Genomic DNA, 16,947 nt, shown 5'->3' with positions numbered 1-16,947 from the left:
ATTAGAGCCATCGAGCGTTCTGCCGGAAGGAACCAACGGGAGACGCATCATGTTCAAGGATCGGGCCGCCGCCTTCGGCGCTGAAAATAACCGCGGCGATGCCGCTGCTTCAGTGCCGAATGGAGAAGAACCGACCATCAATCCGGATCTCATTCGGCGCGAGGGGTTCGCGAGCGAGGCCGAATACCGGGCCCATTTTGCCACCTTGGGCAGAGACGCGTCCGCTCCGAACGAGGATCATGCCGGAGAACCGGTGCGGATCCCCGAGGATCACATCCTGGAAAGCCGGTTGCAGGAATTGAGGTGGGAACTCGAAAATCTTCGGGTTCGCCTTCATGGGATCAGACGCCAGGCCGCGACCGTCGTAACGGAAAATGTCCGGTGGGCTGATTCCAGCGCCCATGCCCAGCTCGGCGATCAACCGTGGCTGAAGCTCGCCGGCGCAATGGCGGGTGCCTTCGTCATCACAAGGGGGCTGAGACGGTTGCCTTGGGGAACCGTGGTGACAACGGCATTGCCTTTGACCGTCGCTGCGATGAATCGAAAGCTCGCGCGACGGTGATGGCAGCGGGCACGGATGGGTCTGGGTGAGATCGCGTGTCGGTTTCTTCACCATGGAAGGGACGCCATCATCTCGCCGAAGTGTTCGTGACATCCTACCGCTTTAACGGAGGCGAACATGGCTGGACATGACGATCGCTACGTCGAGATCACGACGCGTCTTCGCTCGGTGCGGTCGTTCTGTGACTTCCTCTCGCAGGGCGGAACTGTCCGCGTCGCGGTATCGGAGGGCGAACCTTACAAGGATGTTACTGCCGCGCTGCTGGAGCGGAACCGCCGGGAGGCGGAAGCACTCGCCCGCACGCGCAGACATCTTTACCCGGAGCTCGCCGACGAAGAAGTAGCGCCGCCGCTCTATAGCCGTCACTGACGCACCCGCACACGTTTGACCATCGCTCTAAGCAGCGGCAACCCGGCGTGCGTGCGTTTCATCCAGCTGGAACTGGTCAATCAGCTGCAGGAGCGTTCTGGTCTCATCGGCAAGTTCCTTCGTCGCTGCGCTGGTTTCCTCGACCATGGCGGCATTCTGCTGTGTCATCTGATCCATCCTGTTGACGGAAGAATTGACCTCGTGCAGCCCGTTGTACTGCTCCCGGCTCGAACGGGCGATGACATCCATCTGCTCGGATGCGGTGACCACTTTTGCGGAAATGCTTTCGAGGACTTCACTCGTTTCGCGAACAACCCGGGCCCCGTTGGTAATCTCCGCTCGCGAGCGTCCGATGAGTTGCTTGATCCTTTGGCCGGCCTCTGCGGAGCGCTGCGCGAGATCGCGGACTTCCTGGGCCACGACCGCAAAACCTTTGCCGGCCTCGCCGGCGCGGGCCGCTTCGATGCCGGCATTGAGCGCGAGCAGGTTCGTCTGGAAGGCGATGTCATCGATAACGCCGATGATCTGCACGATCTCGTCGGAAGCCGCTTCGATCTTGCTCATCGCCTCGATGGCGCTGGCCACCACCTCGGATGAAGAATCGGCCGTCTTCTTGGTATCGGTGATAATCTCACGGGCATCGTCGGCGCAGGCCGCCGACGAACGAACCGTGGTGGTGATCTCCTCAATGGCGGCGGCGATCTCTTCGAGCGCGACGGCCTGCTGTTCCGTGCGCTTCGCGAGGTTGCCGGCGGACAGATCCATCTGACCGGCATTGCCCTCGATCATCCGCGTGTTGGTGCGAATCTGGTCAATCGTTTCCTGCAGACGAAGCAGCGACGAATTGAAATCGTTGCGAAGCTGCTCCAACCGACCGAAGAAAGGCGTTGCGATCGTCTGGGAGATGTCGCCACGCGCCAGGCGCCCGAGCCCCTCGGCCAGTGCCGTCACCGCAAAATCGATCTGCTGCTCCACCGCGCGTTTCTCCTGATCATTGCGGTGCCTTTCTTCTTCGGCCCGCGCCCGTTCGATCTCGCTGCGCTCCTCGATCTCGACCTTGGCGATCGCATTGTTCTTGAAGACACCAAGCGCACGGGCCATGTCGCCGATTTCATCGGCGCGGCTTTCGCCGACGATCGACGTTTCCAGCCTGCCGTCCGCCAACCGCCGCATTGCCGAGGTGATCTGATTGATCGGCCCTTTCAGCGCCACAGTCAGGCCGATGCCGGCGAGAATCGCGATCACCACGCCGAGGAGCGTTGTTCCGAGCGACATGGAGTTGGCGTCGTCGCGTTCGTCGGCCGCGTTCTGCCGCTGCATTTCGGCGAAAGCCGTCAGCTGAGACCACATCCGATCCACGTCGGCGGCGGCGGCACGGAATTCGTCCTGGCGCTGCGCGCTGATGCGGACGAGGTCGGCAGCGGATTTCTGCATCTTGTCCAGCGCCGGCAGAAGCTTCGGTATGAGATTGTCGAATTGTGCAACACCGCCGGCATTGGAAATCAGCATGTCCAGACCTTTTCTGACGGCGGTGATCTCCTGCGAAAGCCGCTGGAGATTGGCGTCCGTCGGGGCCAGAGTCAGCTTTGCCAGGACGATCTGGATCACGTAAGCCGAGGTCGTCAGCTTCTGACCGTCTCTCTGACTGGTCTTGGCGCGCTCGACCGTTTTGGCTGTCTCGGCCGCCTTGTCGGTCACGGCCTTGATCCGCCGCGTGGCGACCACCTGCAATTCGGGCAGCCTGGCGACGATCTGACTGGTGTTATCCCTGAGGCCGGCTGCACGTTCCTCGGTCTGGCCGGAGGTTTCGACGAGCGGCTTCAGGGAAGCGACGGCGTCGTCGATCGCCTTTTTTGCATCCGGCGCTTCGCCGCCAAGGGCCATTCCCACGATGCGCTGCTTCCGGGCGAGCTCCTCCATATCCGGGCCGGCAATCGTGCCTGCGGCCTTGGCCTTGTCATGCAGCGATTGGGCAAAGGACGCGAAGTCCGAAATGCGCTGCGCGTCGGCGAGGATGTTGCGGGATTCATCTTCCTGCAGGTCGGCGGCACGTTGGAGAGCCTTGGTCCCTTCGACGATATCTGTCTGAGACGATATGACGACGCTCTGGGCTTTCTGGAGATCGGTGAGCAGCGCTGCCCTGCTCTCCTGAAGCTGCCACAGCAGATCCATGCGGGCTGCAATTCCGTCAATGGAAGAGAGCACCTGCTCCAGTTCCTGCTGGCCACTGCGATCTGCGCTGAGCCGCTCGATGCCGGATTTCAGAAGGCTGCGCTGGTCGGCAAGTCTGGCGTTGACGGTCTCCCGGTTTTCCTGCGTGGCATTGGCGAGGAACTCGGCCATTGCCGCCGACAGATTGCGAAAGCCGCTCAAGGACTGCAGGACGGAGTTGGAAATATCCATCCGCCCCTGAAGCAGGCTCGATGCATAAAAACCCGTCGCCCCCACGGCCATGATGCTCAAGACGAACGGAACGATGAACAGCATCACCTGCGTCTGGATGCGAACCCGCGATAACAGCCTTCCTAACATCAAACCCCTCCACTCCCTGCAGGAGAACAGCCGATCTCGAGTGAAGGTCCCGATCCGCTCGAATCGACTCTATCCGTCTCCGTCCGACACCTATGTATCGCGGAATGAATATTTCATAATGCATAATTCGTGAAATATTCGTTTCAATGTCGCTATAGGCGACGTTGAATGTCGTTTTCCGCGTGAGACTCCGTCCGCTCGGCGCTGGCGAGTGATCATGCGAAACTGATTTCCGCAAGGAGAGGGAGGTGGTCGGAGGCGACCCTCGTCAGTCGGGTTTGGAGCACTGTTGCCCGTTGAACGACAAGGTCTTCGGTGACGAAGATGTGGTCGAGACGCATCAGCGGATAGCGGGAGGGGAAGGTCGCTCTCGGCGCTGCGCTGCCTACGAGCTGGGCGTCGGCCAATGAACGCGCGGCAAGCCGGTAGGTCGCCGATGACGGAATGGCATTGAAATCGCCGCAGAGGATGCTCGGGACAGGTTCGTCCGACGGGCCGCGCAGCCAGCCGGAATTCAAGAGCGTCGTCATCTGCGCAATGCGCTCGCGCCCTCGAAGGCCGAGATGAGTATTGACCACGAGCAACTTCCTGTCGCCGACCAATATCTCGACTGATAACGCGCCCCTCGCTTCGCCGATGGACGGCAGCGGACCGGCCTTGATCGCGCCGGTTGGCAACGCGGTGATGATTGCATCGCCATATTGCTCCTCGGCAATCGACAGCGCCGGGTGAAAATGAGCCTGCATCTTTAGAAGGGAGGCGATTGCATGGGCCTGATCGACGCCGCCGGTCCTGCGCCTGAGGACGTCGACCTCCTGCAGAGCAACAATATCGGCTTCAGCCTCGGCGATGACGGAGGCGATCCGTCCGGGATCGAGCTTTCGGTCGTTGCCGATGCAGCTATGCACATTGTAAGTCAGGAGTTTGATCGATTTATCCGGCATAGGTCCGCTGAAGCTGATCTCCCCTCGAGAGACGGGACTCGTTCTCCCCGAGGGGAACACAGAACTCTTTCGATCGTTCCAGATGATCGAGCCGTGGGGGCTCGCACTTCGGAAGCGGACAATCGATGAATCTGAAACGCATAATCTGGAATGGATTTCTCGTTGCCGCCCTTTGCGTCGCGGGCCTTCTTCTCTACCGGATCTTCCGCCAATACAGCCTGGAGCAGATCGTCCAATCGGTCCGCAGCATACCTTTTGCAACCTTCTGCACAGCACTTCTCTTCGCGATGTCATCGTATCTATGCCTGAGCTGTTTCGACTTGCTGGCGATCCGTTCGCTCGGCAAATCCTTGCCCTACCGGAAGATCCTGCTCGCCTCCTTCATCAGCCTTTCGCTCGGCCACAATATCGGATTTGCGGGGTTGAGCAGCGGCGCCTTCCGCTATCGTTACTATTCCCGTTGGGGGCTGACGATCGAGGACGTGGCGAAGATCATCCTGTTCTGCGGTGTCACAGTCGGGCTCGGCCTCACGACACTCGCCGGCCTCGCCGTGCTCGTCAATCCGGATGATGCCGCACGTCTGCTACGCCTCGATACGGCGGGCGTCCGCCTCTTCGGATTGTCGGCGCTGATCGTGCCGGTCATCTATGCAAGCCTGGCGTTTTTCGTTCGCCGGAAGCTGCGGCTGTGGCGCTGGTCGTTGCAGCTGCCGCCCTTTTCGATCGCGGTTGCCCAGATCGGGGTCGGGACAATCAACTTCACCCTGGTTTCCGCTTGTCTGCACCAGATGCTCTCGGTCTTCGGCGACGTTGCTTTTTTCCGATCGGTGACGGCTTATGTGCTCGCCAATTCGGCAATCCTCGCGACTCATGTTCCGGGTGGGCTCGGTGTGTTGGAGGCAACCGTCTCCTATGCCGTGCCGCAGGAAGCATCGATCGGAGCGCTGATCGCCTTCCGCTGCGCTTATTTCTTCATTCCGCTGGCACTTGGCGCGGTGCTTCTGCTCATCAGCGAAGTTGTCTTCCGGCGGTTACGCCGGGCGGACGAAGAGGTGGACGAGCGCGCCGAGGCCCAGTCGGTGTAAGGGCAGGAAAGGCCGGGCGGGATCGACGATCGCCGTACCTGTGATCGGCGAGACTTTGCCTGACAGTTCGATGGCAAATTCCCTAAGGCCGCGATCCCCTTGGTTCAGCGCGTCGATCGCCTCGATCATCGAACCGCGTTGCGCATAGGCAGTCGCGAAAGCCTCGGGAGCCGCTCCGAGATACTCCGCAAGAAGCCGACTGTACAACTCCCCGATCGCGCGGCGATGCTCGACGGTTTCAGCTTCGAACAGCAGATCGCATTCTGAATCAAGCCCTTCCGAGCGATTGTTGAGATTGGAAGAGCCGATGCGCACCAGCTCGTCGTCGGCGATCATCAGTTTCGAATGGATGAGCACCTCGACCTCGTTGTGCGGCCCAGGTTCTTTTGGTCCTGGCACGACGGGATAGTAGACGCGCAAGCGGTTGGCGCGATCGGCGCGTTTGAGGCGGCGGATGACACGGTCGCGATTGCTGCCCATGACGAGCTTTTCGATCAGTCCGTGAGAGCTGCGCGTGCAGATTACGACCACCTCGGGCCCGTCCTCCTCCTGCAATCGTGCGGCAATGGCGTCGGCTACCCGGAAGGAGGCGAAATATTGCGCCTCGATATAGAGCTGGCGCCGGGCTTGGGCGATGATCTCCAAGGTCGAGGCGATGCCGTCGCTGATGCCGGTGCGCCAGGTGGTTGCCGGCTCCGTGAGGGCGAAAGCGACGGGGATGTCTTGCAGCGAAATCGAGAGGTCGTCCGGCCAGGCGAAGGGCATGCTGCCGGCAAGCGGCAGATGTTTTTCGCCGGTGGCGTTTTTCCAGCGCCGCCTGGCGATATTGCCAATCAGTCGGGCGGCATCGCCCGTAACCATCGCCTGCACGTCGTGCAGCGGATCGTAGGGGGCACCGTCAGGGTCGCGCCTCAGCCTGTCCTTGGCGTGATGGCGCCTGGTATCCCATCGCCGCGACGTCATGTCTATGCCGCCGATGAAGGCAACCGCGTCATCGATGCAGACAAGTTTTTGATGATGACAGCCGCGCAATGCGCCCTGAAGATCGAAACGCAGATCGATCCTGGTATTCCTGGGGAAATTCTTCTTCCGAAGCAGATCTATCGATTTGTCCGAATAGATCGGCCCGAGCGCCCAAATAAGAATGCGTATTTCGAGTTCGGGATTTTTCGCCGCCAGCGCATGCAGCAGGTCCGCCAAGGTTTCGTCCGATTTCTCGGGCTCCAATCGAATATTAGGATGGAAGTCCCATCCGATGATCCACACATTGCGGCGGGCCTGCCGCAACGCCCTTGAGACTTCGGCAAAATATTTGTTGCCGTTGATCAGAAAGGCGGCTTTTTCCGCGCGTCCCTGGAGCCGCAATGCCGCACTCCCCTCTTTTTCGCCTCCCCGATGTTGCGCTTTTGTTCGGGTCAGGTAGGGTTGGTTGGACATGGTTTCCAATGCGGTCATGTTTGCCTCGGCCGTTTTGACTGAAAGCAAACGCCTGGAAATTCACCGGGTTCCCGATCCCGGCCGTTGCCGCATAGCGGGTCGAACAGAGAGGATATAGGAAACGAGATGTCACGACGAGCAGGCAGTGCCGACCTTCCCCTTCACGGGGGACGCGTGCCGCATTGGCTCGGCGACCGGATGACGCGGCTGGGAACGCTGATCACAGAAGCGATCGTTCATCATTACGGCCGCGATGAATTTCTGCGCAGGCTCGCCCAACCTTTCTGGTTCCAGTCCTTCGGCGCGGTCATGGGCATGGATTGGCATTCCTCCGGCATTACAACAAGCGTTCTTGGTGCGTTGAAACGCGGGCTGAAGCCGCGCGCCGGCGAGCTCGGCCTGCATGTCTGCGGCGGCCGAGGCACGCATTCGCGCAAGACACCCCAGGAGCTCGTCTCGATCGGCGAGCGCGTCGGTCTCGATGGGCATGGGCTGGCGACGACGAGCCGGCTCATCGCCAAGGTCGACAGCGCCGCGCTGCAGGACGGCTTTGATCTATATTTGCACGGCTTCGTCGTCGCCGATGACGGACACTGGGTGGTGGTCCAGCAAGGCATGAATGGCGACCGACGGCAGGCCCGGCGTTATCACTGGCTCTCCGAAGGGCTCGAAAGTTTCGTCGACTCGCCGCATGCGGCAATTGAAGGCAGAAGTCAGGGCGAAATCGTCAATCTCGCCGATAAACGCGCCGAGCGCTCACGGCGTGGTCAGCTCGACCTCTTGGCAACGCTCGGCCCAGCCAGGATCGTGCGTGAGGCCGCCGCACTGCTACGCGCCGAAGAACCTGCGCCCGAACCCGCCGCACAGCCGATGCTGCCGCATCTCATCATGCCCGCCCATCACGAGGTGCGCGAGAGTGACGTCAACATGCGGCGCCTGCACGGAAATCTGGCTGCCGCGGCCGATCGTGGACCGGCCGATTTCCAGGAGCTGCTGCTCGTCCCCGGCGTCGGCGCCCGCACGGTGAAGGCGCTGGCGATGGTGGCGGAAGTGGTACACGGCGCGCCCTGTCGTTTTTCCGACCCGGCGCGCTTCTCCATCGCCCACGGCGGCAAGGACCGCCATCCCTTCCCGGTGCCGCTGAAGGTCTATGACGAAACGATCGGCGTCATGAAATCGGCGGTGCTGAAGGGCAGGCTCGGGCGCGAGGAGGAACTGCAGGCGCTGAAGCGCCTGGACGATCAGTCCCGGCAGATGGAACGCTATGTCACGGGTCCCGATCTCAAGGAGATTATCGCCGGCGAATTCCGCCAATCCGCCGATTTCGGCGGCCGCAGCGTCTTCGGCTGGGAGTCGCCGCCGGCGGAGGATTGAACCTCAATGGCCGTCAGGCGGCACGGCTTCGGCCGGAACCGTCTCTTTCAGGTTCTTCCGGTGGAAGATGAAGAGCCCGGCAAAGACGATGATCGCTGCGCCGACGATGATCTGCGTGTCGGGAATATCGTTAAAGAAGATATAGCCCAGCACGATCGCCCAGAGCAGCAGCGTATATTGCAGCGGCGCAAGCAGCGATGCCGGTGCGAGCTTCAGCGAGCGCGTAATCAGCAGATGTGCGCACGTGGCGACGATCCCGAGCAGCAGCATGCCTGACCAGTCGATGGGTGTTGCCGGCTGCCAGTGGCCGATGCTGAGGACGATGCCGGTGGCAAGCGCCGCAACCGTCTGCCATGTCACGAGCGTGGTGTCGCTGGTCGAGCGGAGATAGCGGCTCATCACCAACGATAGGGCAAAGGAAAGGCTGCCTGCAAGGCCGAATAGCGAGGGAAGCGACAGCATTGCCGTCGACGGACGCAGCGCGATAACGACGCCGGCGAAGCCGACCAGAACGGCGAGCCAACGACGCCAGCCGATCTTTTCCCCGAGAAAGAAATGCGAGAGCGCGGCTATGTAGATCGGCCCGGCCATATAGAAGGTCATGACGTCGGCGAGCGGCAGATAGGCGACGGCCGCGTAGAACAGGCCGACATCGCCGGTCGCCATGACGACCCGCATGAATTGCAAGCCCTTCTGCTCGACGCGGAAGAGCGCCAGCGGTCCCTGCCGCAGGATCATCGGCCCGAGCAGGATGAAAGCGCCGACCGAACGGATCACCAATACCTGGCCGACCGCAAAGCTCGTCACCAGCCACTTGCCCATCGCATCGTTCAACGCGAACAGCAGATCGCCGAGCAGCATCAGCACGACGCCCGTCATGATCAGGTTTCCGGCATTGGCGACGGCCGCCTTCGTCTTCATTCCTCGAATCCTCGCAAAAACGGCCGCGCATGCGCGGCCGAGTGCGGCTTCGGCTTTAACGTGGCCGATGTCAAGTGTTCACTTGTGTACAGACGGGGCGGCCTGCCTGGCGGATCAGTCCCTTAGGGCTGCCGATGCGGAAGATCCGCTGAAGAGCCTTCAGTATTTCCAGCTGGTATAGTCGTCTGCAACGCATCCGAAAGGAGCGCGATCCTGGCCGAACCGCTTGCGCAATTGAATGCATCCCCATTTGTTCAACGGCGTCGGCATGAGATTGTTGATGTCCATCCCCGGCGACTGAAACGGTGTGCTGGCACTGGTCACATACCACAGCCAGAAACCAACCAAACCGCCCAGGATCAAGAGCATGGTGCCAAAAAACAGCCGGAGCCGCCCTCCGATCGACATCGTTTTCTTGGGTTGCTCACTCAAGACAGTCACGGCCTGGTCGGCGTCGGATCGCGTGAACGGGGAAAGGGCAAGGTTTCGCTCGGTCTCCGTGAGCTCGACACGCTGCAGCCGATTATCCAGAAGCACCGGCAGGGTTGTCTTGCCATGCCGGACGGCCAGCCCAACGGCTTTGCCATTTGCTTCACCCACGATCAAAGGCTCCTCGCCCTTTTTCATGCGCGTGTAAGCCGATCGGTCGGTCTTATCACTGGCGATTTTGTCGTTATAGGTAACAGATAGGATATTGCGCTTGCGATCGAAGGCTGTGATTTCGACCGGTATGGCGTTCAACAAGGCTGGCTGGCGCAGATGCCGTTTGACACGCCATATCCGCACAACCTGGAACAATGTCCCAAGGCTCATGCCGCCGAGCAACAGGGCAAATGTGCTGAGGGTGATGATCCGGTTCCAGAGCTTCTCCAGACCGAGGCTGATCGTTGCCAATTCCGGATGGTCGGCCGAAATCACGACGCCGGTTTCATAATCGCCGGTATGAAAATCGACAAACATCACGTCGGCTTCCGTGTCGTAGTTCCGCCCGTCGTAACTGTAGACGAGGTGCGCGCTGCAGTCGGTAAAGAAGAGCTTGCGTGTCGTGCATCGCCCATTTTGGACATCACCGTCCTCAAGAGCCAGAGGATTTTGGCTGATCTGAAAATCCCTGATGACGCCGGGTGCTTCCCAGATGAGCATCAACACCGTGAGGGCCAACATGAACGGGGCGGCCCAAAAATAAGCTCGCGGTGTAGAGATCACATCGGGTGCAAGCGATAACGGGCGGCTGGGAAGAACCAGAGCGGGCACGAGGATGACGCCTTTCGAATATACGGGCGGACAATGGCCAGGTAGGATTTTGATCGAATCGGGATAACGGCTTCAAGGCAATGATCGTATTGATACATTGTCCGCCAGCCAAATGTCACTCTCGTTGTCTCGCGAGGTTGGCGTGCTCACAGGAAAGAGCGCACCAAGGCTGAACCGCCGGCGGTCATCATCGAAGCGGTCGTTGCCGGGACTGCCGGCGATGTTTGACAGAAGGGGCTAACCCCTGCCGTACATCCTGCTCGCCCGCAGCAGGCGCTGCGAATAGGGATGTTCGACCGCGCCTCTTCGCAAGGCCTCGATATCGACCTGTTCGACGATCTCACCCGCTTCCATGATAGCGACGCGGCTGCACATGTGGGAGACGACGGCGAGGTCGTGGCTGACGAGGAGATAGGTGAGGCCGCGCTCCTTGCGAAGGTCCTGCAGCAGATTGAGGATTTCGGCCTGGACCGAGACGTCGAGCGCCGACGTCGGTTCATCGAGAAGCAGGACGTCGGGGTTCAGCATCAGGGCGCGGGCGATCGCCACGCGCTGGCGCTGCCCGCCGGAGAGTTGATGCGGAAACCGGTAGTTTAGCGCCGGGTCGAGGCCGACGGATCTAAGCACGGCGTTCACATCGACGGAATTCCTGTCCAGACCCTGGTTGCGCAAGGGCTCCTGCAGCTGCGACCGGATGGTCTTGCGCGGATGGAGCGATCCGTATGGATCCTGGAACACCATCTGCACCCGGCGGAAGAACGGCCGGCTGCGCTGCCGGTCGAGCGATTCTCCATTGAGCGCAATCTGCCCGTCATAATCGGCGTTGAGGCCGGAAAGCGCCCGCAGAACCGTGGATTTGCCGCAGCCGGATTCGCCGACGAGACCGAAGGCCGTGCCGCTCTCGACGGCGAGATTGACGTCTCTGACGACCGGCCTTTGCCCATGCCCGAAGCGGATGGTGAGATTGTCGATCCGGATCATCGCGGCGGCTCCACTGCAAAATCGTCAAGCCAGGCGGGATCACGCTTCAGGATCGGCAGCCGCGCCGGTGGATCCTCGATCTTCGGCAGCGATGCCAGCAGCCCTTGCGTATAAGGATGCTTCGCGTTGTCGAGATCACGCGCCTCGAGCACTTCCACGACGCGGCCGGCATACATGATGAGGACGCGGTCGCAGAAATTGCGGATGAGATTGAGGTCGTGGCTGATGAAGATCAGGCCGAGATTGCGGCGCAAGACCAGCTCGTCGAGCAGAGCCAGGATCTCGAGCCGCACCGTCACGTCGAGCGCCGACGTCGGCTCGTCGGCGATCAGCACTTCTGGTTCCGCGATCAGCATCATGGCGATCATCACGCGCTGGCCCATCCCGCCCGAAATTTCGTGCGGATAGAGACGGGCGACGCGCTCGGGATCGCGGATCTTGACGGCTTCGAGCATTTCGAGCGCCTGGCCGTAAGCCTTCCTAGCACTCTCCTTGGGATGGTGGAGGCTGTAGGTCTCGGCAATCTGTTCGCCGACCCGCATAACCGGATTGAGCGAATATTTCGGATCCTGCAGGATGAGCCCGATGCGCCGTCCCCGGATCGTCATCATCGTTTTCTCGTCCGCCTTCAGCAGATCGAGTTCACCAAAGCGCATTCGATCGGCGCTGACCTCAGCCGTCGGCGGCAGGAGTTTCATGATGGCGCGGCCGACGGTGGACTTGCCCGATCCGGATTCGCCGACGATGCCGAGTTTTTCCTGCCTGAGCGTAAAACTCACGCCGCGCACGGCGCGCATATGGCCGCCGGCATAGGCGATTTCGAGGTTGCGAATATCGATCAGGGGCTCTGTCATTCCGAACCTCTCGGATCGAGGACGTCGCGAAGCGCATCGCCGACGAGGTTGAAAGCGAGGCTGACGAGCGCGATGGCGATGCCGGGCGCTGCGATCACCCACGGGCTGTCGAGCATGAATTCGCGCCCGCTTGCGGCCATCGAGCCCCATTCCGGCCATGGCGGCTGTGCGCCGAGGCCGAGAAAGCCGAGGCCGGCGGCGGTGATGATGATGCCGGCCATATTGAGCGTGACGCGGACGATCACCGACGGAATGCACATCGGCAGGATGTGGCGGGTGATGATTGCGAGCGAGGTCGCTCCCTGCAAGCGTATGGCGGCGATATAATCCGCCTTGCGCAGGCTGAGCGTCTCGGCGCGCGCCAGCCGCGCGATCGGCGGCCAGGCGGTCAGCGAAATGGCGATGATTGCGTTGGTGATGCCCGGACCGAGCGCTGCGGCAAAACCGAGCGCCAGCACGAGGCCTGGGAATGAGAGGAAGATATCGGTGATGCGCATCAGGATTTCATCGACGATGCCGCCGAAATAGCCCGAGAAGGTGCCGATCAGCAGGCCGAGGGGGGCGACTATGATCGTGACGAGCATGATGATGTAGAGCGTCGTGCGCGCGCCGTAGATCACCCGAGAAAAGACGTCGCGGCCGAAATTATCGGTGCCGAGCCAGTGCTCGGCCGACGGCGGCGCAAGCCGACCGGCCATATCCTGAACGATCGGGTCGTAGCTCGTCAGCAAGGGGGCAGCGGTCGCCACCACGATCAGGAGCACGATGACAATGAGACCCGCCAATCCCAGCGGATGCAGGCTGAACTTCTGCCAGCCCTGATGGAGCTGCTGCGCCGACGAGTGGAACCAGCCCTGTGGCTCCGGCGCCAGCAGCCATCCGCGAAAGCCGCCGGCGTTGCTGCTGTCTGCGTCTTCGGTGGAGATCGTCATGGCGTCACCGTGTTCTCGGATCAAGGATGCGATAGAGGACGTCGGACAGGATGTTGATCGTCAGGAACACGGCGCCGATCGTCAGCACCGAGCCCATCACGACGTTCATGTCGTTCATCTGCAGTCCGCGGGTGAGGTACTGCCCGAGCCCCGGCCAGCCGAAAACCGTCTCGATCAGCACCGCGCCTTCGAGCAGGCCGCCGAAGGTCAGCGCCAGGATCGTCAGCAGCTGCACGCGGATATTCCGAAAAGCATGGCGCCAGACGACCTTGCGGGTGCCGAGCCCCTTTGCCCGCGCGGTGACGATATATTCCTGGCTCAGCTGCTCCAGCATGAAGCTTCGCGACATGCGGCTGATATAGGCGACGGAGTAATAGCCGAGGATCGCCGCCGGCAGGATGATGTGGCCGAGCGCGTTGTAAAATACGTCCCATTGGCCCTGGATCGCCGCATCGATCAACAGGAAGCCGGTTATCGGTGTGACGAGGCCTTCGTAAAAGACGTCGACCCGGCCCGATGCGCCGACGAGCTTCAGCTTCGCATAGAAGACGAAGAGCGCCATCAGGCCGGTCCAGAAGATCGGGATGGAATGGCCGGCAAGGGCAACGATGCGGGCAATGTGGTCGATCACGGTCCCCCGCCTAACGGCGGCGGTGATGCCGAGCGGGATGCCGATGATTGCGCCGATGATCATGGCGATGATGGCAAGCTCGATGGTCGCGGGAAAGATCGTCATTAGATCGGTCAGGATCGGCTGGCCCGTCGTCGCCGACATGCCGAGGTCACCTGTGGCGATCTTGCCGACATAGGAGAGAAACTGCATCCATATCGGCTGGCCGAGCCCCAGCTCGTTATAGACCCGATCGTAAACCTCCTTGCTGACCTCCGCCCCGGTGATTGATAGCACCGGGTCGGCGGGCAGCAGGCGGCCCATGGAGAAGGTGAGGAAGAGCAGGCCGAGCAGCGTCGTGACGACAGCCACCACCCGCCCCGCCAAGCGCCGTAGCAGGCTGATCAGAGGGTGCGGGGCCGCATCGGCGAACCCGCCCTCCGCCGAGCGGCGGCTCGCCTCCTGCTTCGATGTCAGATCGGCGCTCGCCACGCGCTCTACTCCTTGGTCACATCATGCCAGCGCGTCGACCATGTCGTGTGCCCGTGATAGCCCTTCACGTTGGCGCGCATGACATAGGGGTCGGTTCGCTGGAAGAAGATGACGAGCGGGGAAGCCATGCCGGCATAGATGCCGTCCATCTTCTTGAAGATATCGGTGCGTTTGCCCGTGTCGCGCTCCTTCATCGACTGATCGATGAGCGTGTTGAGCTCGTCCACCTTCATGCCGGTCCGCCAGAGATAATAGCTGCCGAGGCGTGCCTCGTCGCTATTGTCGGGATTGAAGGCGTATTGCGTGGCGACGGCGAAGGGATCGGGCAGGCGGGCGCCGGAATTGCCGAGCAGCACTTCGAATTTGCGCTCGCGGAAGGCGGGCGTGAATTCGCCGGGCACGAGATCGAGATCGAAGCCGGCGGCCCGTGCGCTCGCCTGCAGCGCTTCGGCGAAGGGCAAGGTTGGTGCCCCCGACGGATTGAGCACTTTCTTCAGGCCATTGGGATATCCGGCCTCCGCCAGCAGCTGCTTGGCCTTGGCGGGATCGTAGTCATAGCGGACCGCAGCCTCTTCGGGAGCGCCGATCATCCCGCGCGGGATCATCGACTGCCAGGGAAAGCCGGTGTAGCGCATGATGTTGCCGGAGATCGCCTTCCAGTCGAAGGCGTGCTGGAAGGCCTCGCGAACCTTCGGCTTCTGCAGGTCCGGGTCTTTCTGGTTCAGGGCTATGTAATAGAAGCCGAGGCCCGGAACGTTGTCGATGACCATATCCTTGTTGCTGGAGAGTGCATCGAGATCGCCGCTCGCCACATACTGGCCGACATCGACGTCGCCGGCCTCCAGCTGAAGCCTGAGATTGCCGGATTCCGGAATGTGGCGGGCGACGACGCGGGCCATGGCGGGCTTGCCTCCCCAGTATTTCGGCTGCGCATTGAAGATCGCCACGTCGTTCGGCCGCCATTGCGCCAGAGTGAACGGGCCACTGCCGGCGGAATTGGCCGAGAGCCAGGCGCCGCCGAAATCGCCGTTCGCCTCATGCGACAGCACCGTCTTTTTGTCGACGATGCCGATCGAGGAGCCTGCGAGCGAATAGAGCACCAGGTCGGTATTGACCGCCTGCGGCAGCTCGATCTCCAGCGTGTGTTCGTCCTTGGCGCGGACGAGCTTTTCGACGTTATCGGCCGTGAAGCCCCAGAGCGCGACGTCGGTGGAGCCGACCTGGCCCATCTTGATGACACGCTGGATCGACCAGGCCGCATCCTCGGCGGTCACCTTGTTGCCGCTCTGGAAGACCGCGTCGTCGCGCAGGGTCAGCGTGATGACCTTACCATCGGGCGAGACCTCCCATTTCGTCGCAAGCATCGGCTTCAGCGTCTTGAGGTCATCAGGAGACAGCTGCACGAGATTGTCGTAGATGTTGGAGATCAGCTCGGAGACTGTGCGGGCATTGTTCTGAGCCGGATCGAGCGTGCGGATGCCTGTCAGATTCGTGCCGATCACCAGCATGTTGGGCGGCGATGCCGCCAGGCTCGGCTGCGCCGCCATCAGGGCGCCTGTCATTGCGATCGTCGTCAGTAGCTGTTTCAGCATCTCAAGACCTCCCAATCCTGTTGCTTGCGGGAATGATGTTTCGAACTTACCCGGCTGCCTTCACGTCCTGCCGGTCCGTTTGGATATCGCCCTCGGCCTCCCAGCCTCGAAGCAGCCGATGCAGCTCGTCGCGATCCTGCGCGTCGAGCCGCGGCAATCCCGGCACGCGCACCGGGCCGACATCGAGGCCGGAATAGGTGACGGCCTCTTTCACGACGGTGACGTTCGCGCCGTTGCGGAATTTGGTGCGCATCCGCTCGAAGGGTTCGAGCTTGTTGACGATCGTTCTCGCCGCGGCGAAATCGCCTTTTTCAAGCGCTTCGTGGACGGCAAGCGAAAGTTTCGGTGCGACGTTGACGAGGCCCGAGGTGAAGCCGCGCGCGCCGGCTGCGGTGAATGTCGGCGCCCAGCTCTCCGCCAGGCCGCACACAAACAGCGCGCCATTCGGATCGGCCGCGGGGATCGCCCGCGACAGCAGCATCAGATCAGTCGTGGCGAACTTGATGCCGGCAATATTGCCGTGGTTGGCGAGGCGGACGATCTCGGCGACACTGAAGCCTTCCGCCCTGACATAGGCGACGAGCGGCAGGGGGGAAGCATCGGCGAGATTGCAGAAATAATCGATCTGGGCCGATGGTGCCGCGAAAGGATCGACGGGCTGATGCGACATGACCGCCGATGCGCCGATCACGGACGCATCCCGAGCCATGCCGATCGCTTCGCGCAGCGACCGGCCGATCGCCGCCGTCACCGGCGCGCGGCCGTCGACTCCCGATACCGCCGCCTCGTGGACGATCCGGATCTCCTGCGGCGTCAGAGCATAGAATTCTCCGGTATTTCCGGCCGCGACGATGTTGTGAATGCCGGCCACGGCCACCCGCTCATAGACCTTCGCGGTAACCCGGGGCTCGACTTCCCCCCCGGCGTCATAAGCCGTGACGGGAACGCCCGACACGCCCCTAAGCGCCTTGCGCATGATCGCGATGCTCATTTTTCTCCCCCGTTCGG

15 protein-coding genes are annotated in these 16,947 nt (G+C 61.7%); 4 read left to right on the top strand and 11 right to left on the bottom strand.

Annotation, left to right across the window (positions count from 1 at the left end; all coding sequences use genetic code 11):
- Window positions 1–49 precede the first annotated feature (49 nt).
- Both AMK02_RS32400 and AMK02_RS26250 read left to right on the top strand, forming a co-directional pair.
- Window positions 50–562: a hypothetical protein gene (locus AMK02_RS32400; RefSeq protein ID WP_064807532.1), complete on the top strand. Its 513-nt coding sequence runs from the start codon at window positions 50–52 to the stop codon at window positions 560–562.
- A gap of 117 nt (window positions 563–679) precedes the next feature.
- On the top strand, window positions 680–931 hold the full coding sequence (locus AMK02_RS26250; protein ID WP_064807530.1) for a hypothetical protein: 252 nt from the start codon (window positions 680–682) through the stop codon (window positions 929–931).
- Between the two features lie 27 nt (window positions 932–958).
- Here AMK02_RS26250 and AMK02_RS26245 read toward each other — a convergent pair whose 3' ends face one another.
- Both AMK02_RS26245 and AMK02_RS26240 read right to left on the bottom strand, forming a co-directional pair.
- Complete coding sequence (locus tag AMK02_RS26245; RefSeq protein ID WP_082929720.1) at window positions 959–3,463, bottom strand: methyl-accepting chemotaxis protein; 2,505 nt, start codon at window positions 3,461–3,463, stop codon at window positions 959–961.
- 215 nt (window positions 3,464–3,678) lie between these two features.
- Window positions 3,679–4,407 carry an endonuclease/exonuclease/phosphatase family protein gene (locus AMK02_RS26240; RefSeq protein WP_064807526.1) on the bottom strand — a complete coding sequence of 243 codons (729 nt, stop codon included), beginning with the start codon at window positions 4,405–4,407 and terminating at the stop codon, window positions 3,679–3,681.
- Window positions 4,408–4,532: 125 nt separating this feature from the next.
- On the opposite strand from AMK02_RS26240, the gene AMK02_RS26235 reads away from it, so the two are divergent.
- Entirely contained in the window at window positions 4,533–5,492 is a 960-nt protein-coding gene (locus tag AMK02_RS26235) for a lysylphosphatidylglycerol synthase domain-containing protein (protein ID WP_064807524.1), read from the top strand.
- Here the strand turns inward: AMK02_RS26235 and AMK02_RS26230 are convergent.
- Window positions 5,439–6,947 (bottom strand): phospholipase D-like domain-containing protein, encoded by a 1,509-nt coding sequence (locus AMK02_RS26230; RefSeq protein ID WP_064807968.1) that lies wholly within the window; start codon window positions 6,945–6,947, stop codon window positions 5,439–5,441. The genes AMK02_RS26235 and AMK02_RS26230 overlap by 54 nt on opposite strands.
- A 108-nt stretch (window positions 6,948–7,055) precedes the next feature.
- Between AMK02_RS26230 and AMK02_RS26225 the strand changes: the two genes are divergently transcribed.
- Window positions 7,056–8,303, top strand: coding sequence for a DUF763 domain-containing protein (locus AMK02_RS26225; protein ID WP_064807523.1), 1,248 nt, complete (start codon window positions 7,056–7,058; stop codon window positions 8,301–8,303).
- A 3-nt stretch (window positions 8,304–8,306) separates the two neighbouring features.
- On the opposite strand, the gene AMK02_RS26220 is transcribed toward AMK02_RS26225, so the two are convergent.
- From AMK02_RS26220 to AMK02_RS26185, 8 genes are all read right to left on the bottom strand, one after another.
- Window positions 8,307–9,224, bottom strand: a complete 918-nt coding sequence (locus AMK02_RS26220; protein ID WP_064807521.1) for a DMT family transporter — start codon at window positions 9,222–9,224, stop codon at window positions 8,307–8,309.
- Between the two features lie 159 nt (window positions 9,225–9,383).
- Entirely contained in the window at window positions 9,384–10,478 is a 1,095-nt protein-coding gene (locus AMK02_RS26215) for a hypothetical protein (RefSeq protein WP_064807519.1), read from the bottom strand.
- 237 nt (window positions 10,479–10,715) lie between these two features.
- On the bottom strand, window positions 10,716–11,459 hold the full coding sequence (locus AMK02_RS26210) for an ABC transporter ATP-binding protein (protein WP_064807517.1): 744 nt from the start codon (window positions 11,457–11,459) through the stop codon (window positions 10,716–10,718).
- Window positions 11,456–12,313 carry an ABC transporter ATP-binding protein gene (locus AMK02_RS26205; protein WP_064807515.1) on the bottom strand — a complete coding sequence of 286 codons (858 nt, stop codon included), beginning with the start codon at window positions 12,311–12,313 and terminating at the stop codon, window positions 11,456–11,458. The genes AMK02_RS26210 and AMK02_RS26205 overlap by 4 nt, the downstream gene beginning before the upstream one ends.
- Complete coding sequence (locus tag AMK02_RS26200) at window positions 12,310–13,245, bottom strand: ABC transporter permease (RefSeq protein ID WP_064807513.1); 936 nt, start codon at window positions 13,243–13,245, stop codon at window positions 12,310–12,312. Before AMK02_RS26200 ends, AMK02_RS26205 begins: the two co-directional genes overlap by 4 nt.
- A 4-nt stretch (window positions 13,246–13,249) precedes the next feature.
- Window positions 13,250–14,347 carry an ABC transporter permease gene (locus AMK02_RS26195; protein WP_064807511.1) on the bottom strand — a complete coding sequence of 366 codons (1,098 nt, stop codon included), beginning with the start codon at window positions 14,345–14,347 and terminating at the stop codon, window positions 13,250–13,252.
- 5 nt (window positions 14,348–14,352) lie between these two features.
- Window positions 14,353–15,939, bottom strand: coding sequence for an ABC transporter substrate-binding protein (locus AMK02_RS26190; protein ID WP_064807509.1), 1,587 nt, complete (start codon window positions 15,937–15,939; stop codon window positions 14,353–14,355).
- 46 nt (window positions 15,940–15,985) lie between these two features.
- Window positions 15,986–16,930, bottom strand: coding sequence for a dihydrodipicolinate synthase family protein (locus AMK02_RS26185; protein WP_064807507.1), 945 nt, complete (start codon window positions 16,928–16,930; stop codon window positions 15,986–15,988).
- Window positions 16,931–16,947 lie beyond the last annotated feature (17 nt).

The sequence above is a fragment of the Rhizobium sp. N731 genome, assembly GCF_001664145.1.
GTDB classification, from domain to species: domain Bacteria; phylum Pseudomonadota; class Alphaproteobacteria; order Rhizobiales; family Rhizobiaceae; genus Rhizobium; species Rhizobium esperanzae.
This window is presented reverse-complemented; position numbering and strand designations above follow the sequence as displayed.